The organism is Bradyrhizobium semiaridum (assembly GCF_020329505.1).
Classification (GTDB): domain Bacteria; phylum Pseudomonadota; class Alphaproteobacteria; order Rhizobiales; family Xanthobacteraceae; genus Bradyrhizobium; species Bradyrhizobium semiaridum.
This window is the reverse complement of sequence record NZ_JAGKJJ010000016.1, coordinates 25,049-40,360: the sequence shown is the minus strand read 5'-3', so window position 1 is coordinate 40,360 and position 15,312 is coordinate 25,049. Positions and strand designations below refer to the sequence as shown.

Below are 15,312 nucleotides of genomic sequence, written 5' to 3'. Positions count from 1 at the left end.
GTTCACAATCAAATGCAGTGGTTATGGGTCCTGGCTTTCGCCAGGACGACCGTGACTTTTGGCGCGATCCGTTACATTCGTCGCCGGGACGACGCAGTTGATACTGCGGACTCTCGCCTCACGCCTTCTGCTTCGCCGCCTTCTGCAGATCCGGCGCGTTGACTGCGGGAATCGCGACGCGGCCGGGGCCGGTCTGCTGGAGCGCGGCGGCGGCCTTGTCGTTCTCCATGATCTTGGCCATCACGGCCTGGCCGGCGCGCTCGAATACCGCGCGGTTGTCGACCAGGAACTGGCGTGACTTGCGCAGGCCGTCGATGAAGCCGTTGATCTCCGGGATCACGTAGCGGGCGACCATATCCCAGCTGCGGCGGGTGTTCTCCGGATTGGCCCAGTCGTGCGCGAAGCCGACGATGGTGCCGACGCCGCCGGACACCTGCACGAGGTTCTTGATCATCTTCACGAGATCATCCGGCGTGCCGATGGTCGAGGCCGCACCGTCGACGAAGGCGGTCTTGTCGACCGCTTCGTCCGGCGAGGAGAACGCGGTCAGGCCCGGCCGCATCAGGGTGCCTACATTATATTCGTTGTGCCAGCGCATCAGCCCGGCGCCGGCCTCGCGGCGCGCCTGCTCGCGGGTCTCGGCGATGTGCCAGGACAGCAGCACGCGCCAGTTGGCGCGGCTCACCGTGGTGCCGGCCTTCTTGGCGGCATCCTCGGCGAACTGCCATTGCTGCGGCAGCGCCATCAGGCCCTGGGTCGACATCGAGCCGAGGGAGATGATGCCGATGCCGTATTTGCCGGCCAGTGTCATGCCCGACGGCGAGATCTGCGACGCCACCACGAATGGCATTTCCTCCTGCAGCGGCAGGATCTGCAGCGCGGCGTCGTGCATCTCGAACCAGTCGCTCTTCACCGTGACACGCTCGCCGTTGAACAGGCGGCGGATTACCGCGATCGCCTCGTCCTGGCGGTCGCGCTGGGTCATCGGGTCGATGCCGAGCGTGTGTGCGTCGGAGGCCAGCGCGCCGGGGCCGGAGCCGAAGATGGCGCGGCCGCCGGTCATGTGATCGAGCTGTACCATGCGCTGCGCGACGTTGAACGGGTGGTGATAGGGCAGCGAGATCACGCCGGTGCCGAGCTTGATCCGCTTGGTACGCTCACCGGCGGCAGCCAGGAACATTTCCGGCGAGGCGATCGTCTCCCAGCCCGAGGAGTGGTGCTCGCCACACCAGAACTCGTCGTAACCGAGCGCGTCGAGCTGCTCGACGAAATCGAGATCGCGGCGGAATTGCAGCATCGGATGCTCGCCGATCGGGTGATGCGGGGCGAGGAAGGCTCCGAACTTGAGGCGCGCCATAGGTCGTTCTCTCCGGACTATCGTTATTGGGGGCTTGCCGCCAACCTACGGGGCGGACCGAGGCAAGGCAATGCTTCGAGACTGCAGCGCCCGCATGGTTGTTGCGCAAATCGGCGGCGATTGCCGCCCTCCGGAATGTTTCCCAGCGCGTCAGCGCAAGTCGAGCCCGCGCTTCGCAATGACCCTCGCTCTCCCGCGGATGGCGGACAGCCGAAGGAGCGACGCGTGTGGTCGCGTCGCCCGCTGCTTGACAGCCCGCCAGGTTGTCATAGGCTGCGCGCGCTATCAGTTCGGGTGTGGCGACATCCGATGATTGGGACTTCGGTACGAAGGCTCCACGTTCCGCCTGCATTTCACAAAGAGACAATATTCCGCGCCAATAATGGCGGCCGCATCGAGGGACATGTCATGGTGCAATGCACCGACATCGCCGGCAGCGGTTTCCGACGACCCGGACCCGGCAACGGATGCGGCCGTTGGCCGAACGGCGCCGTTGCGAGATGCATCCACCCCGGACATTTCGACCGTCTCCCGCTGTCGCACCTGGTGACAGCGGGCCCGATCGGTTCTGCGCATTCCTGTTCGACCCTGACCTGATGAGGTGACCCCACAACAACAACATCAAGGGTCGCAACAAAAACTTCGGCCCAGCAAACAAAGACCAGAGGGAGGTAGCAGATGGCTTACTACGGACGACACCTCGGTGGCGGCATCGCGCTCGCGGTGGCTGCCCTGTTGATGGCCTCGCCGGTCCACGCCCAGGACGCGGCCGCGCTGAATGCGGAGGCGGCGCAAAATGACTGGCCGACCCATCACGGCACCTACAAGTCCTATCACTACAGCGGTCTCGACCAGATCAATCCGGGCAACATCAAGAACCTCGAGATCGCCTGGATGCATTTCCCGGAGCGTGCCACGCGCGGTCTGCAGTCGACCCCGCTCGCCGTCGACGGCGTGCTGTATTATTCCGGTTCCTACAGCCGCGTTTACGCGCTCGATGGCGCGACCGGCAAAACCATCTGGGCCTATGCGCCGGAGCTCGACGAGGAGCTCGTCGCCAAGCAAACCCATTCGCCCTACAACCGCGGCATCGCGATCGGACAGGGCAATCTCTATGTCGGCACTGTCGACGGGCGCCTGATTGCGCTCAACCTGAAGACCGGCAAGCCGGTGTGGGACACCAAGCTGCTGGACTCCAAGAAGATGACGGTCGGTTTCACCGGCGCGCCGCTGGTGGTCAAGGACATGGTGATCATCGGTGCGCAGGGCGGCGAATGGCCCGGGCGCGGGCCGATCTTCGGTGTCGATGGCAAGACCGGACAGAAGAAATGGGAGTTCTTCACCGTCGCCGGCACTGAAGAGGCGATGGCGACCTGGGGCAACGACTCCTGGCGCACCGGCGGCGGTGGCGGCTGGATGCCGGGCGCGTATGATCCTGAAACCAACACGGTGTGGTGGGGCACTGCCAACCCGGCGCCGCTCTACGACTGGTCGGGCGCCGACTGGAAAAAGAGCGGCCCGCGGCCCGGCGACAATCTCTACACGACGTCGGTCATCGCGCTCGATCCGGACACCGGCAAGCTCAAATTCTATCACCAGGAGCTGCCGCACGATGCCTGGGACTTCGACTCCGCCGTCGGCGAGTTCGTGATGATCGACCGCGGCGGCAAGAAGCTCGTCGTGCACGCCAACAAGAGCGGATACATTTTCGTCTACGATCGATCCAACGCCAAGGTCGAGAACGTCTGGCCGCTGGTCAAGAACATCAACTTCGTCAAGAGCATCGATCCGAAGACCGGCGAGTTGATCGGCCGTCGCGATCTGTCCGAAGGCAAAGCCGAGACGCCGCTATGCCCGGCGATCGCGGGCGGCATCAGTTGGAACTCAGGCGCATACAGCCCGAAGACCGGCCTGTACTACAGGATCGGGCAGGAATGGTGCCAGGAGTTGACCGTGGAGAAGACCACGCCGATCCTGGAACCGATGGCCCAGCTCAATATCGGCGCCCAGTTCAAGCTGGTCGCGCCGCCGGACGGACCGGCCCGCGGTCATCTTTCGGCCCGCGACCCGGTCAGCGGCGAGAAAAAGTGGGAGGTCACCTACAAGGCCCCGCCGCTCGCCAGCGTGCTCGCGACCGCCGGCAATCTGGTGTTCGTGCCGGACGCCGAGGGCGTGGTGCACGCCTACGAGGCGGATAGCGGCAAGGAAGTCTGGTCGCGCAACAACGGCATGGGCCACAATGCGGGCATCATCAGCTACATGGCGGGCGGCAAGCAATACATCGCCGTTCCGGCCGGCTGGGGCAGCCTCGTCGCGGACGAGTTCGTTGCGCTGTTCGGCGAGCCCTACAAGAGCATGCCGAAGAACACCGGCGCATTGATCGTCTACACGTTGCGGCAGTGAAGATGGCTCAGGCGGCAGGGGTCGTCCCTGCCGCTTCGGCGGCCAGCAGGATGATGGAATGAAACTACCGATTGTGATCGTTGCGTCGCTCGCCGTCCTGTGGCCATGGCATCCAAGCCGCGTTGCTGCCGAACAACCGGCCACGGCGGGGACTTCGAACCGGCCGGCGCAAGCGGAGGCTTCGCCTGACGATATCAACGGCGAGCAAATGTTCGCCACCACCTGCGGCTTCTGCCACCAGAACGGCGGCCGTTCCGCAGGCAGGGGACCGAAGCTCTCGAAGTCGGAACGCAGCGACGAATACATCATCGAGCGCATCAAGAAGGGCAAGGCGGGCGCGATGCCCGCGTTCGGCGCTGTCTTCAGCGACGGACAGATCATCGCGATCCTCGCCTATATCAGGGGCCTCGATGACTGACGCGCGCATCCGGCGGCGAGGCTGCCTGGCCGCCTGCGCCGCGGGACTTTCGCTGTCGCTCGGCGGCATGGCGGCAGATGGCCGCTCGCTGGAAACCGTCATCGAGCGCGGGGTCCTGACGCTGTGCGCCAACCCCAATGCGCTGCCGTTCGCCAGCAAGGCCGGACCGCTGCCCGGATTCCAGATCGAGCTCGGCGAGAAAATCGCCGAGCAGCTTGGCGTCAAGCTGGCGCGCGAATGGGTGGTCAGCGCGATCCAGTATCGGCGTGCCGATTGCGACCTCGTACTCGACACCATCGTCCGCAAGGACACGCCGCCGGCGGGCGGCGTGCAGGTATCGCGTCCCTATCACCGCAGCGGCGTCGTGCTTGCGGTGCGGGCCGATTCGCCGGTGGAGTCGCTGGCTGGTCTCGGCCGGGATCAGCGGGTCGGCGTGCCGGTCGGCTCGCTGGTCTCGATGATGCTGGCCAAGCGCGGCACGGTGACCTCTCCCTTCGTGTTCGAGGACGAAATCGTTGCCGCGCTCGCCAATCGCGAGATCGAGGCGGCTGCCGTCACGCCGGCAGCCGTCGGCTGGTTCAATTTGCAGCATGCCGACCAGCCATTGCGCGCCATTTCGGCGTTCGACGGTGATTCCGACCTGAGCTGGAACATCGCGGCCGGGCTGTTTCGTCCCGACGACAGGCTGCGCCAGCGCGTCGATGCGGCGATTGCCGCGCTGCTCGCGGACGGCACGATCGCGCGGATCTATGCCCGTTATGGCATCGAGTTGCGGCCGCCGCAGTGATGTGAGGGCCGCGGCGCGGGAGCGTCTGGATGACGCAGCCGTGAATAAGCACCTACCTCGGAGGTAATCGAAGCGATGACCGGAATCTGCTGATCTCGGTCATCGCATCGTTCCCGGCAGGACTCACCGCATGCACCAGCTTGTTTCGACTCCGGTGGAGACATCCCGCCGCTGGTGGGTGCTGGCGACCGTCGTCGCCGCGCAGTTCATGTTCGGCGTCGATGCCTTCATCGTCAATGTCGCGATCCCGACGATGGCGGTGGAGCTCAAGGCGACGGCGGCCGAGATCGAGGCCGTGATCGCGATCTATCTGATCGCCTATGCCACGCTGGTGGTCACCGGCGGCCGGCTCGGCGATATCTACGGCACCAGGAACGTGTTCGTCGCGGGCGTTGCCGGCTTCGCGATCACCTCGCTGTGGTGCGGCCTCGCGCAATCCGGGCCGGAGCTGATCCTGGCGCGGCTGGCGCAGGGCGCGACCGCGGCGCTGATGGTGCCGCAAGTGCTGGCGACGCTGCATCTGTTGTTCTCCGACGCGGCGCGCGCGCGGGCGTTCGGCATCTACGGCATCGTGCTGGGGCTTGCCGGCGCCGCGGGCTTCATGCTCGGCGGCGTGCTGGTGACGCTCGACCTTGCCGGTCTCGGCTGGCGTGCGGTGTTCTTCGTCAACGTGCCGTTCGGCATCATCATCATCGCCGCCGCGCTGAGGATCATGCCGACGGTGCCGCGCCGCGCCGGCACGCGGCTCGATATTCCCGGCGCAATCGTGCTGTTCATCGGCCTGCTCTGCCTGATCGGGCCGCTGCTGTTCGGTCACGACGTGCACTGGGCGGCGTGGGTATGGCTGGTGATGGCGTCGGGCGTTGCCGTCATCGCCGCGTTCGTGCGGCTGGAGCGCGCCGTCGCAAGGCGCGGCGGCATGCCGCTAATCGAGCTGTCGCTGCTGTCGGATGCGGCCTTCATGCGCGGGCTGGTCGCGGTGTTCTTCTTTTTCTTCGCCAATCTCTCGTTCTATCTGGTCATGACCATGTTCATGCAGAAGGGCCTGAACATCCCGCCGTTGCAGGCCGGGCTGGTGTTCGTGCCGCTGGCTTTGACGTTCGTGATCGCCTCGCGCCACAGCGGCGCGCGGGCCAGGCATCGCGGCACGCTGGTGCTGATCGAGGGCTGCGCGCTGCAGATCGCGGGTCTCGCCGTGCTGGTCGCGACGGTCGAAACCGTCACGGCGCCATCGGCGCTGCTGCTTGCGCTGGTGCTGATGGTCTTCGGCTATGGTCAGGGACTGGTGATGGCGCCGCTGTCGAGCGCCGTGCTCTCGAGCGTGAAGCTGGCCAGCGCCGGCGCGGGCTCCGGCATGTACGGCACCACGACGCAGATCGGTAACGCGGCGGGCGTCGCGGCGATCGGCGCCGTGTTCTTCGCCGTCGAGACCGCGATGTCGGCACGCGTGGCGCTGCTTGCAGCATGCGTATTGTTTGTGCTGTCGATCACCATTTGCGCCGCATTTCTGTCATGGATGCGCCGCGCCGCTGCGTGATCCGCGGCCATTCGCTGGCATGATTCGTTGGCTAAACAACCAGATGTTCACGCATTAACGCCGATTCTCACGTTTTCGGGGGAATGACAGCACACGGTCTTTCCATTTTGCAGTGCAGCAACTATCTGTTCGGTGAATCCAACAAGACCAATCACCCGTTCAGGAGCTGCTGTTGTCTCTGGTCAACAACGTCGATTTTCTGCGCCGCCTGCCGAAGCTGAATGCGTTCAGCGGTCTCGGAGCGTATGCGCAGAACTCCGCGCCGGCCGCGCCGACGCCGCTGGTCGAGACCGTCGAGTTCGGCTCAAATCCGGGCGCGTTGAAGATGTTTTCGTTCGTGCCTGCGCAACTCGCGCCGGCGCCGGCGCTGGTCGTCGTACTGCATGGCTGCGGCCAGACCGCCGCGTCCTATGATCTCGGCGCCGGCTGGTCGACGCTCGCCGCGCATTACGGCTTTGCGCTGCTGATGCCGGAGCAGCAAGCCGCCAACAACGGCAACACCTGCTTCAATTGGTTCAATCCGGAGGACATCGCGCGCGGCCAGGGCGAAGCCTGCTCGATCAGGGAAATGATCGGGCACATGGCCCTGACGTACAAGATCGATCCGCGGCGCATTCATGTCACCGGATTGTCCGCCGGTGGCGCGATGGCCTCGGTCATGCTCGCGACCTATCCGGATGTGTTTGCCAGCGGCGCCATCATCGCCGGCCTGCCGTTCGGCGTCGCCACCAATCTGCGCGAGGCGCTGCATGCCATGATGCACGGCAGCGCGCTGTCCGCACCTGAGCTCGGCGATCTCGTGCGCAACGCCTCGAAGCACGACGGCGTCTGGCCGAAGGTCTCGGTGTGGCACGGCGGTGCCGATCGCACCGTCGTTCCCGCCAACGCCGACGCGATCGTGCGGCAGTGGCTCGATCTTCACGGCCTGCCGGCTGCGGCGATGTCGACGGCGGATGTCGCCGGCCACGTCCGCGAGGTGTGGTGGAATGCCGAGGGCGAGACGCTGGTCGAATCCTATGGCATCACCGACATGGCGCACGGCACACCGCTCGGGCTCGCCGACAATGACGAGCGTTACGGCGTCGAGGGCCCGTTCCTGATCGAGGCCGGCATCTCCTCGTCATATCGGATCGCCGAATTCTTCGGCCTGACCAGTCAGCTGCGCCAGCCGCAGATTGCGCCGACCGGCGTGCCGCGTGAGCGTGCCGACACGATCTCGATGACAATTCCGGTGGGGGCAGAGGTCGAACCCGCGACGGCAGCCGGCCGCCGCAGTGCGCGGCCGCGTAACTCGGGCAGCAATCAGGTCAACGTCCGCCGCGTCATCGCGCGGGCGCTGACCGCGGCGGGGCTGATGAAGTAGTCGCGTCGATCGCGCGCCCCGCGCTTACATCTCGCCGGTCAGGAACGGATTCGTCATCCGCTCCTGGCCGATGCTCGATCCCGCGCCATGGCCGCAGATGAAGCCGACATCGTCGCCGAGCGGCAGCAGCTTCTCCTTGATCGACTGGATCAGCGTCGGATGACTGCCGCCGGGCAAATCGGTGCGCCCGACCGATCCGGCGAACAGGACGTCGCCGACATGGGCGAACTTCAGTTCCTTGCAGAAGAACACCACGCTGCCCGGCGAATGGCCCGGGCAGTGCAGGATGTCGAAGGTGAGGTCGCCGATCGAGACCTGATCGCCCTCGTCGAGCCAGCGGTCGGGTCCGAAATTGCGCACGCCGGTCATGCCGAAGCGCTCGCCGCTGGAGACTACATTGTCGAGCAGGTATTTGTCCGCGATATGCGGGCCCTCGATCTTGACCTGCAGCGCGTCGCGCAAATCGGCGGCGCCGCCGACGTGGTCGATATGGCCGTGGGTCAGCCAAATCTTCTCGACCGTGACGCCGGTCTGCTTGATCGCGGCCTGGATCTTCGGCACGTCGCCGCCGGGATCGATCACGACGGCCTTCTTGGTCGGCTCGTGCCAGATGATGGTGCAGTTCTGCTCGAACAGCGTCACCGGCACGATGATCGCGCCGGCCTTGGGTTTGGTTTCGGTTTGTTCATCCATGCGGGCACCATAGGCTTCCAGCAAGCTGCGTCAACACGGAGCCGAAATGCGTTTGCCACGGCGTGTGATCGCCAAAAGGACCGTGATAGGCTGTGATGACAGAATAATTGCTTCTCGCAGTCCGGAACTCCATGACCCAGGCCTCGAAATCACCACTCGGCGGACCCCGGGCGACCGCCCGTGCCTTCTTCGTCGCGGACCGCATCAACACGTCTGGCTTGGAACGTGGCGACGTGTTGGCCACCACGCCGCTCGCGTTCCGCGTCAATGACAATGGTGTGGCGGTGCTGTTTCGTTACGGTGTCGTCGTCCTGATCGGGCTGAACGCGCTGGAGGAGGATGAATTCCTGCGCAGCCTGCAATCGCGCATGACCGGCACCTTCAGCCGGCGCGAGGAGGAAATTGCGATCATCGAGCTTGCCTCGGAGAAGGACGATCAGATTCCGCCGGGCGGTCCGATCTATCTGCAGAGCCTGTCGCCGGAGCGGCTGATCCTGGTCGGCGAGGCGCTGGCGAAAAGCGTGGTGCTGGCGCGGCACGAGCGCGAGGTTGCGGCGGTGTTCGACTCCACCGAGCCGTTCGCGCGCGAGCTCGCCAAGGGCGGCCGCTTCCGCGGCGGCCGCGCCGCGATCCTCAAGCACATCGGCAATGCGCTGTCGGTGCGGCATCGCGTGGCCGGCCCGGTCGAGGTATCGGAGAAGCCCGACATCCTCTGGGACAAGCCGCAGCTGGAGCGGCTCTATGCCCGGCTCGAGGACGAGTACGAATTGAAGGAGCGCGCGGAATCGCTGAACCGCAAGCTCGCCGTCGTCGCCGAGACCGCGCAGGTCCTGACCGACATCATCGACACCAGCCGTTCGCTGCGGCTGGAGTTGATCATCGTCTTTCTGATCCTGTTCGAGGTGCTGATCACGATCTATCAGCTCGCGATGGCGAAGCATTAAAGCGCGGATCCGTAGCCCGGATGGAGCGTAGCGCAATCCGGGTAAGCCATCCGCGGATGGTCTGTCCCGGATTGCGCTGCGCTTCATCGGGGCTACGGGTCGATGACGCGCGGCGCGGCCATTTTTCCGTCCCGAATTATGCGTCATCCCTGAACCTGTTACCGGCCACGTGCGTTGGGTCGTGGCGGCGAGAGGGACAAGGATGGATCAGCACGATAGCGACTGGTGGCGGCACGGCATCTTCTATCAGGTCTATCCGCGCTCGTTTCAGGACACCGATGGCGACGGCGTCGGCGATCTCAGGGGGATCATCAACCGGCTGCCCTATCTGGTGCGGCTCGGCGTCGATGCGGTCTGGCTGTCACCGATCTTCCCGTCGCCGATGGCCGATTTCGGCTACGACATCTCCGATTACACCGGCATCGATCCGTTGTTCGGGACGATGGAGGATTTCGACGAACTGGTTGCAGCGGCGCACGACGCCGGCCTCAAACTGATCCTCGACCTGGTGCCGAACCATACGTCGGATCAGCATCCCTGGTTCATCGAGGCGAAGAGCGGGCGCGATCATCCGCGGCGCGACTGGTACATCTGGCGCGATCCGGGGCCGGACGGTGGGCCGCCCAACAACTGGCTGTCCGAGTTTGGCGGCAGCGCGTGGGCGTATGATGAGGCCTCCGGTCAGTACTACTACCACGCCTTCCTCGCCCAGCAGCCCGATCTGAACTGGCGCAACCCGGAGGTGAGGCACGCGATCTACGAGGTGATGCGGTTCTGGCTGCGCAAGGGCGTCGACGGCTTCCGCGTCGACGTGATCTGGCACCTGATCAAGGACGCGGACTTTCGTGACAACCCGCCGAACCCGCATTATCTCGAGGGCCGCCCGCCGCACGAGAAAATCCTCACGCAATATTCGACCGACCAGCCGGAGGTGCATGAGGTCATCACCGAAATGCGCCGCGTCACCGATGAGTTCGACAATCGCGTGCTGATCGGTGAGGTCTATCTGCCGCTGCATCGCCTCGTCGCCTATTACGGCAACGATTTGCGCGGCGCGCAGATGCCGTTCAATTTCGCGCTGCTGTCGACGCTATGGAGCGCGCGCTCGGTCGAGAAGATCATTGCCGATTACGAGAAGGCGCTGCCCCCGGGCGCATGGCCGAACTGGGTGCTCGGCAATCACGACCGGCCGCGGGTGGCGAGCCGGGTCGGGCCGGCGCAGGCGGGTGTCGCGGCGATGCTGCTGCTGACGCTGCGTGGCACGCCGACGCTATATTACGGCGACGAGATCGGCATGCGCCAGGTCTCGATCGCCCCGGATCAGGTACGCGATCCCTTCGAAAAGAACGTGCCCGACATCGGCGTCGGCCGCGACGGCTGCCGCACGCCGATGCAGTGGAGCGCCGAGCCCTATGCCGGATTCTCGACCGCGCAGCCGTGGTTGCCGCTGGCGAACGACTTTGCCAGCGACAACGTCGCGAGCCTCGAGGCCGACCGGGCCTCGATCCTGAATCTCTACAAAAAACTGATTGCGCTGCGGCGACAGCTGCCGCAATTGATCCGCGGGAGCTATGAGGCGGTCGGGTCGCACGGCGACGTTCTGCTCTACCGGCGGCGCAGCGCTGAGGGCGTCGCGGTGATCGCGCTGAATTTCGGCGCGCACCCCGCGGCGATCACCTCGAGCGTGATCGGCTTCAGCAACGAGATCCTGCTGTCGACTTTCATGGACAGACAGGGCGAGCAGGTCGAGGGCACGCTCGATCTGCGCGCCAATGAAGGCGTCATCCTCGGGCCGCGTCCTGAGCCGTTGCCGGACGACTAGCGCGGCGTCTTCGCATCGATGTCGCTGCGCTTGAGCAGATAGTCGAGCCCGCCGACCCGATACCAGCGGTAGCCGTAGCCTTCGATCAGCAGCTTGTGGCGGCCGCGAGCGTCGGCGCGGCTGTGATTCTCGCTCAAAAGATTGACCAGGAGCTTGCCGGCCTCGTCGGGAAGGCCGACGTTGAACGAAATCTCGCGCGGCGCCTCGACGAGGTTATGGATGAACAGCACCGAGTTGTTGCGCCAGTCGTAGCGGATGATCAGCATCGCCGGATCGCGGGCCGTGATCACCTTGAAGTCTCCCCAGCCGACCTCGGGGACCTCCTTGCGCATGCGGATGATGCGCTCAGTCCAGTTCAGCAGCGAATTCGGGTCGCGCCGCTGCTTGGCGGCGTTGACGTGCTCGTAGCCATAGGCGCCCTTGTCGATCACAGGCACGCAGGGCCGATCGCTTTCGGTGAAGCCGGCATGCGGCTCGGTCGACCATTGCATCGGCGTGCGCGCGCAAGTGCGTTCGGGCAGGTTGAGGTCGTCGCCCATGCCGAGCTCGTCGCCGTATCTGATCACGGGGGTGCCGGGCAGCGTACACATCAGGCTGTAGGCGAGCTCGAGGCGGCGCCGGTCGCCGCCCAGCATGGGGGCGAGGCGCCGACGGATGCCACGATCGTAGAGCTGCATGCTCTTGTCCGGGCCGAACGCCTCGAACACCTTGTCGCGCTGCGCCTTCGTGAGCCGGCCGAGATCGAGCTCGTCATGATTGCGCAGGAACAAGCCCCATTGCGCCGTCGCCGGCCGCGGCTTGGTGGCGGCGAGCGATTTCGCCAGCGGACGCGAGTCGCCGGATGCCAGCGCGTAGAACAGATTCTGGTTGACCTGGAAGTTGAACATCATCTGCATGCGGTCGCCGTCGCGGCCGAAATAGTCCATGTCGGTTTCGGGCAGCACATTGGCTTCGGCTAGGATGATCGCGTCGCCCTTGCGCCATTGCAGGAACTCGCGAAACGATCGCAGCATGTCGTATTGCTCGACCGGCTTGCGGACCTTGGCGCCCTTGGTCGAGATCACGAAGGGCACCGCGTCCATGCGGAAGCCGGAGACGCCGAGCTGAATCCAGAATCCCATGATCTTGAGGATCTCGGCCTGCACGTGAGGATTGGACGTGTTGAGGTCGGGCTGGAAATCGTAGAAGCGATGGAAGTACCAGGCGCCCGCCTGCTTGTCGCGCGTCCAGGTCGACTTCTGCACGCCGGGAAACACCATTCCCTTGGTGGCGTTGGCGGGCCGCTTGTCGGACCAGACATACCAGTCGCGATGCGGCGAATCCTTCGCGCTGCGCGCCGATTGAAACCAGCTGTGCTGATCCGAAGTATGGTTGACGACGAGATCGATGATCACGCGCATGCCGCGCTGCTTGCAGCCATGGGTGAACTCGACGAAATCGCCCAGCGTGCCGTACCGCGGATCGACGCCGTAATAGTCCGAGATGTCGTAGCCGTTGTCCCTGCCGGGCGAAGGCTGGAACGGCATCAGCCAGATCGTGGTGATCCCAAGTCCGTTCAGATAGTCGAGGCGCCGTAGCAGGCCTCTGAAATCGCCGATGCCGTCGCCATTGGCATCCATATAGGTGCCAACGGAGAGGCAATAGATCACTCCGCTTTTGTACCAGAGGTCGTCGATCACCAGGCAGCTCTCTTCGATCCGCCGACGCCGGCGGCCGAGAGATAAGCGGCGAGGGCGCAGCCGGTTCCTGCCGGAGGTGCCAACCGCTTGCCGCGGTCGGCACTCCCGAAACGAGCTACCGCTTGATCTGCGCCTTCAGCGTGTCCTCGACCACGCGATCGAATGACGACGCTTTCGGCGCCTTGGTGCGATGCTCGGCCACATATTTGTCGCGCTTGGCGACGAGGGCGGCGAGCGTCTTGCGCTGCGCGATCTGCTTGCTGATCTCGGCCGAGCGCGCCTCGGGCTTCATGGTGCGGAGATTGTCGGGCAGGTCTTCTTCCTTCACCTTCGCCATGTCGTTGCGGCCGGCGGCGATGTCGGCGACCAGGTCGCCGTCGCCGGTGATCGCCTCCGAGGTTGCCTTCGACCGCTTGTTGATGAAGCTCGCCATCTCCGAGGCACTGGCCGGCGAGGTGGCGGCGACACGCGACAATTGCTGCGTCTTGGATTCGGTGTGCTTCTGCAGCGCGCGCGGACCGTAGGGGATCACGGTGCCGTTGATCTCGCGCTGCAGGATGATGATCTCGTCGTCATAGGGCGTTTCGATCGTGACGATCTGGCCGCCGTCCTGCGGGATCGGGATGAACTCGCCATTGCCGTTTTGCGCGATGTCGTGCCACACCCGCTCGGTGTCGCGTGCATCGCCGGCAAGCACGGTGTTGACGATGACGTCCTTCTGCTTGGCGACCGCAAGCGTGATCGGATATTTGGTGTCCTGCGCATAGTCCATGTGCGGCGGTGCTCGCCGACCAGGAACACGATGCGGGTGCTGTCGCCGCCGTGGGTCCACTGCATCTTGTTGACGGCCCTCTGAGCCGAGGTTCCACCGGCTCCCCGCGGTGGCTTGAGGCCGGAATCAAGGCGGCTTCCCCACGAATTTGCGGCCGAATCCGGCGCTGCCGCCGTCCTGTTGTTTGAGCATGATCTGTTCGGAAAAACCGGCTTCCACTTTTCCGGATCATGCTCCGGCGGAATCGGCTAATCTGCCTCGAATGGAATCATCCGCCCGCCAGATCGCGCTCGTGCCTACGCCTGACCGACGCCAGTCGGAGACCGCGCTCGCGATCGCGCGCGGCACGGCGAGGCTGCTGAGATCGCTGGGATTTTCCTGCATCAGCGAGTTGCCGCTGCCGTCCGGCCGGAGGGCCGATCTGGTGGCGCTGAACGAGCGCGGCGAGATCTGGATCGTCGAGATCAAATCGTCGGTGGAGGATCTGCGCGCCGACCAGAAATGGCAGGACTACCGGATGCATTGCGACCGGCTGTTCTTCGCCTTCACCCAGGACCTCCCCTGCGAGATCTTTCCCGAAGACACCGGGTTGATCATCGCCGACGCCTATGGCGCGCATCTGCATTGCGAGGCGCCGGAACATCGCCTGCCGGCGGCGACACGCAAAGCGATGACGGTACGCTTCGCCATGGCTGCGGCGCAGCGGATCAACCGCCTGATCGACCCGCAAGGGCATGCGGAGTTTTGAGGCTGCTTCTGTAGCTCGGATGCAGCGCAGCGCAATCTGGGCAAGACCTTCCGCGGATGGACCGGCCCCGGATTTCGCTCCGCTCCTCCGGGCTACAAGAGGTCCAAAACCAAAATGGCCGGGATGACCCGGCCATTTGAAATTCCAAAACGGCTGCTTATCTCGGTGCGCGCTTGGCGAGGATGCGCTGCAAGGTGCGGCGGTGCATGTTGAGGCGGCGCGCGGTCTCCGAGACGTTGCGGTTGCACATCTCGTAGATGCGCTGGATGTGCTCCCAGCGCACGCGGTCTGCCGACATCGGGTTGGTCGGCAGTTCCGACTTCTCGGTGCCGGTTGCCAGCAGCGCGGCGACGACGTCGTCGGCGTCGGCCGGCTTCGACAGATAGTCGACGGCGCCCATCTTCACCGCGGTCACCGCAGTGGCGATGTTGCCGTAGCCGGTCAGCACGATGGCGCGCGCTTCGGGGCGCTTGCGCTTCAGCGCCGAGACGACGTCAAGGCCGTTGCCGTCGCCAAGCCTGAGGTCGACGACCGCGAAAGCGGGCGCGGCGCGGCCGATCTCGGCAATGCCGTCGGACACCGTATCGCAGGACTTCACCGTGAAGCCGCGCGTCTCCATGGCGCGCGACAGGCGCTCCAGGAACGGCTTGTCGTCCTCGACGATGAGGAGCGAGCGGTCCGGGTGGTCATTCAGTTCAGCGATGGCGTTCACGTTCCAATTTTCCCTGTGGCACACCCGCAATTATATGGGACGGCAGTGGGGCGCTGCCAAGGCAGCCGAAAGTCGCG

12 protein-coding genes and 1 pseudogene are annotated in these 15,312 nt (G+C 65.0%); 8 read left to right on the top strand and 5 right to left on the bottom strand.

Going from position 1 to position 15,312, the window contains the following annotated elements:
• Window positions 1-118 precede the first annotated feature (118 nt).
• Entirely contained in the window at window positions 119-1,357 is a 1,239-nt protein-coding gene (locus J6500_RS19130) for an LLM class flavin-dependent oxidoreductase (RefSeq protein ID WP_225714244.1), read from the bottom strand.
• 678 nt (window positions 1,358-2,035) lie between these two features.
• On the opposite strand from J6500_RS19130, the gene J6500_RS19125 reads away from it, so the two are divergent.
• The 5 genes from J6500_RS19125 to J6500_RS19105 all read left to right on the top strand — a co-directional run bounded on the left by J6500_RS19125 (window position 2,036) and on the right by J6500_RS19105 (window position 7,865).
• Entirely contained in the window at window positions 2,036-3,760 is a 1,725-nt protein-coding gene (locus J6500_RS19125) for a pyrroloquinoline quinone-dependent dehydrogenase (RefSeq protein WP_376707826.1), read from the top strand.
• A 58-nt stretch (window positions 3,761-3,818) separates the two neighbouring features.
• Window positions 3,819-4,178, top strand: coding sequence for a c-type cytochrome (locus tag J6500_RS19120; RefSeq protein WP_225714243.1), 360 nt, complete (start codon window positions 3,819-3,821; stop codon window positions 4,176-4,178).
• Entirely contained in the window at window positions 4,171-4,965 is a 795-nt protein-coding gene (locus J6500_RS19115) for an amino acid ABC transporter substrate-binding protein (RefSeq protein ID WP_225714242.1), read from the top strand. Before J6500_RS19120 ends, J6500_RS19115 begins: the two co-directional genes overlap by 8 nt.
• Before the next feature lie 130 nt (window positions 4,966-5,095).
• Window positions 5,096-6,502 carry an MFS transporter gene (locus J6500_RS19110; protein ID WP_225714241.1) on the top strand — a complete coding sequence of 469 codons (1,407 nt, stop codon included), beginning with the start codon at window positions 5,096-5,098 and terminating at the stop codon, window positions 6,500-6,502.
• A 172-nt stretch (window positions 6,503-6,674) separates the two neighbouring features.
• Window positions 6,675-7,865 (top strand): extracellular catalytic domain type 1 short-chain-length polyhydroxyalkanoate depolymerase, encoded by a 1,191-nt coding sequence (locus J6500_RS19105; RefSeq protein WP_225714240.1) that lies wholly within the window; start codon window positions 6,675-6,677, stop codon window positions 7,863-7,865.
• Window positions 7,866-7,889: 24 nt separating this feature from the next.
• On the opposite strand, the gene J6500_RS19100 is transcribed toward J6500_RS19105, so the two are convergent.
• Window positions 7,890-8,558, bottom strand: a complete 669-nt coding sequence (locus J6500_RS19100) for an MBL fold metallo-hydrolase (protein ID WP_225714239.1) — start codon at window positions 8,556-8,558, stop codon at window positions 7,890-7,892.
• A 131-nt stretch (window positions 8,559-8,689) separates the two neighbouring features.
• On the opposite strand from J6500_RS19100, the gene J6500_RS19095 reads away from it, so the two are divergent.
• Together J6500_RS19095 and J6500_RS19090 are read left to right on the top strand one after the other, a co-directional pair.
• Window positions 8,690-9,502 carry an RMD1 family protein gene (locus J6500_RS19095; protein ID WP_225714238.1) on the top strand — a complete coding sequence of 271 codons (813 nt, stop codon included), beginning with the start codon at window positions 8,690-8,692 and terminating at the stop codon, window positions 9,500-9,502.
• 202 nt (window positions 9,503-9,704) lie between these two features.
• Window positions 9,705-11,324: an alpha-amylase family glycosyl hydrolase gene (locus J6500_RS19090; RefSeq protein WP_225714237.1), complete on the top strand. Its 1,620-nt coding sequence runs from the start codon at window positions 9,705-9,707 to the stop codon at window positions 11,322-11,324.
• On the opposite strand, the gene J6500_RS19085 is transcribed toward J6500_RS19090, so the two are convergent.
• Window positions 11,321-13,003 carry an alpha-amylase family protein gene (locus J6500_RS19085; RefSeq protein WP_225714236.1) on the bottom strand — a complete coding sequence of 561 codons (1,683 nt, stop codon included), beginning with the start codon at window positions 13,001-13,003 and terminating at the stop codon, window positions 11,321-11,323. The two genes, J6500_RS19090 and J6500_RS19085, sit on opposite strands and share 4 nt — an antisense overlap.
• Window positions 13,004-13,118: 115 nt before the next feature.
• Window positions 13,119-13,852: pseudogene (locus J6500_RS19080) on the bottom strand (vWA domain-containing protein); the annotation flags it as partial.
• Window positions 13,853-14,037: 185 nt separating this feature from the next.
• Here J6500_RS19080 and J6500_RS19075 point away from each other — a divergent pair.
• Entirely contained in the window at window positions 14,038-14,523 is a 486-nt protein-coding gene (locus tag J6500_RS19075; protein WP_225714296.1) for an MmcB family DNA repair protein, read from the top strand.
• Window positions 14,524-14,680: 157 nt separating this feature from the next.
• Here J6500_RS19075 and J6500_RS19070 read toward each other — a convergent pair whose 3' ends face one another.
• Complete coding sequence (locus J6500_RS19070) at window positions 14,681-15,235, bottom strand: ActR/PrrA/RegA family redox response regulator transcription factor (RefSeq protein ID WP_225714235.1); 555 nt, start codon at window positions 15,233-15,235, stop codon at window positions 14,681-14,683.
• Window positions 15,236-15,312 lie beyond the last annotated feature (77 nt).

Excerpts from the sequence above, each read along its gene's own strand:
- J6500_RS19120 (WP_225714243.1), top strand. The coding sequence starts at position 3,819 with ATGAAACTACCGATTGTGATCGTTGCGTCGCTCGCCGTCCTGTGGCCA.
- J6500_RS19075 (WP_225714296.1), top strand. The coding sequence starts at position 14,038 with ATGGAATCATCCGCCCGCCAGATCGCGCTCGTGCCTACGCCTGACCGA.
- J6500_RS19115 (WP_225714242.1), top strand. The coding sequence starts at position 4,171 with ATGACTGACGCGCGCATCCGGCGGCGAGGCTGCCTGGCCGCCTGCGCC.
- J6500_RS19125 (WP_376707826.1), top strand. The coding sequence starts at position 2,036 with ATGGCTTACTACGGACGACACCTCGGTGGCGGCATCGCGCTCGCGGTG.
- J6500_RS19100 (WP_225714239.1), bottom strand. The coding sequence starts at position 8,558 with ATGGATGAACAAACCGAAACCAAACCCAAGGCCGGCGCGATCATCGTG.
- J6500_RS19090 (WP_225714237.1), top strand. The coding sequence starts at position 9,705 with ATGGATCAGCACGATAGCGACTGGTGGCGGCACGGCATCTTCTATCAG.
- J6500_RS19110 (WP_225714241.1), top strand. The coding sequence starts at position 5,096 with ATGCACCAGCTTGTTTCGACTCCGGTGGAGACATCCCGCCGCTGGTGG.
- J6500_RS19130 (WP_225714244.1), bottom strand. The coding sequence starts at position 1,357 with ATGGCGCGCCTCAAGTTCGGAGCCTTCCTCGCCCCGCATCACCCGATC.
- J6500_RS19095 (WP_225714238.1), top strand. The coding sequence starts at position 8,690 with ATGACCCAGGCCTCGAAATCACCACTCGGCGGACCCCGGGCGACCGCC.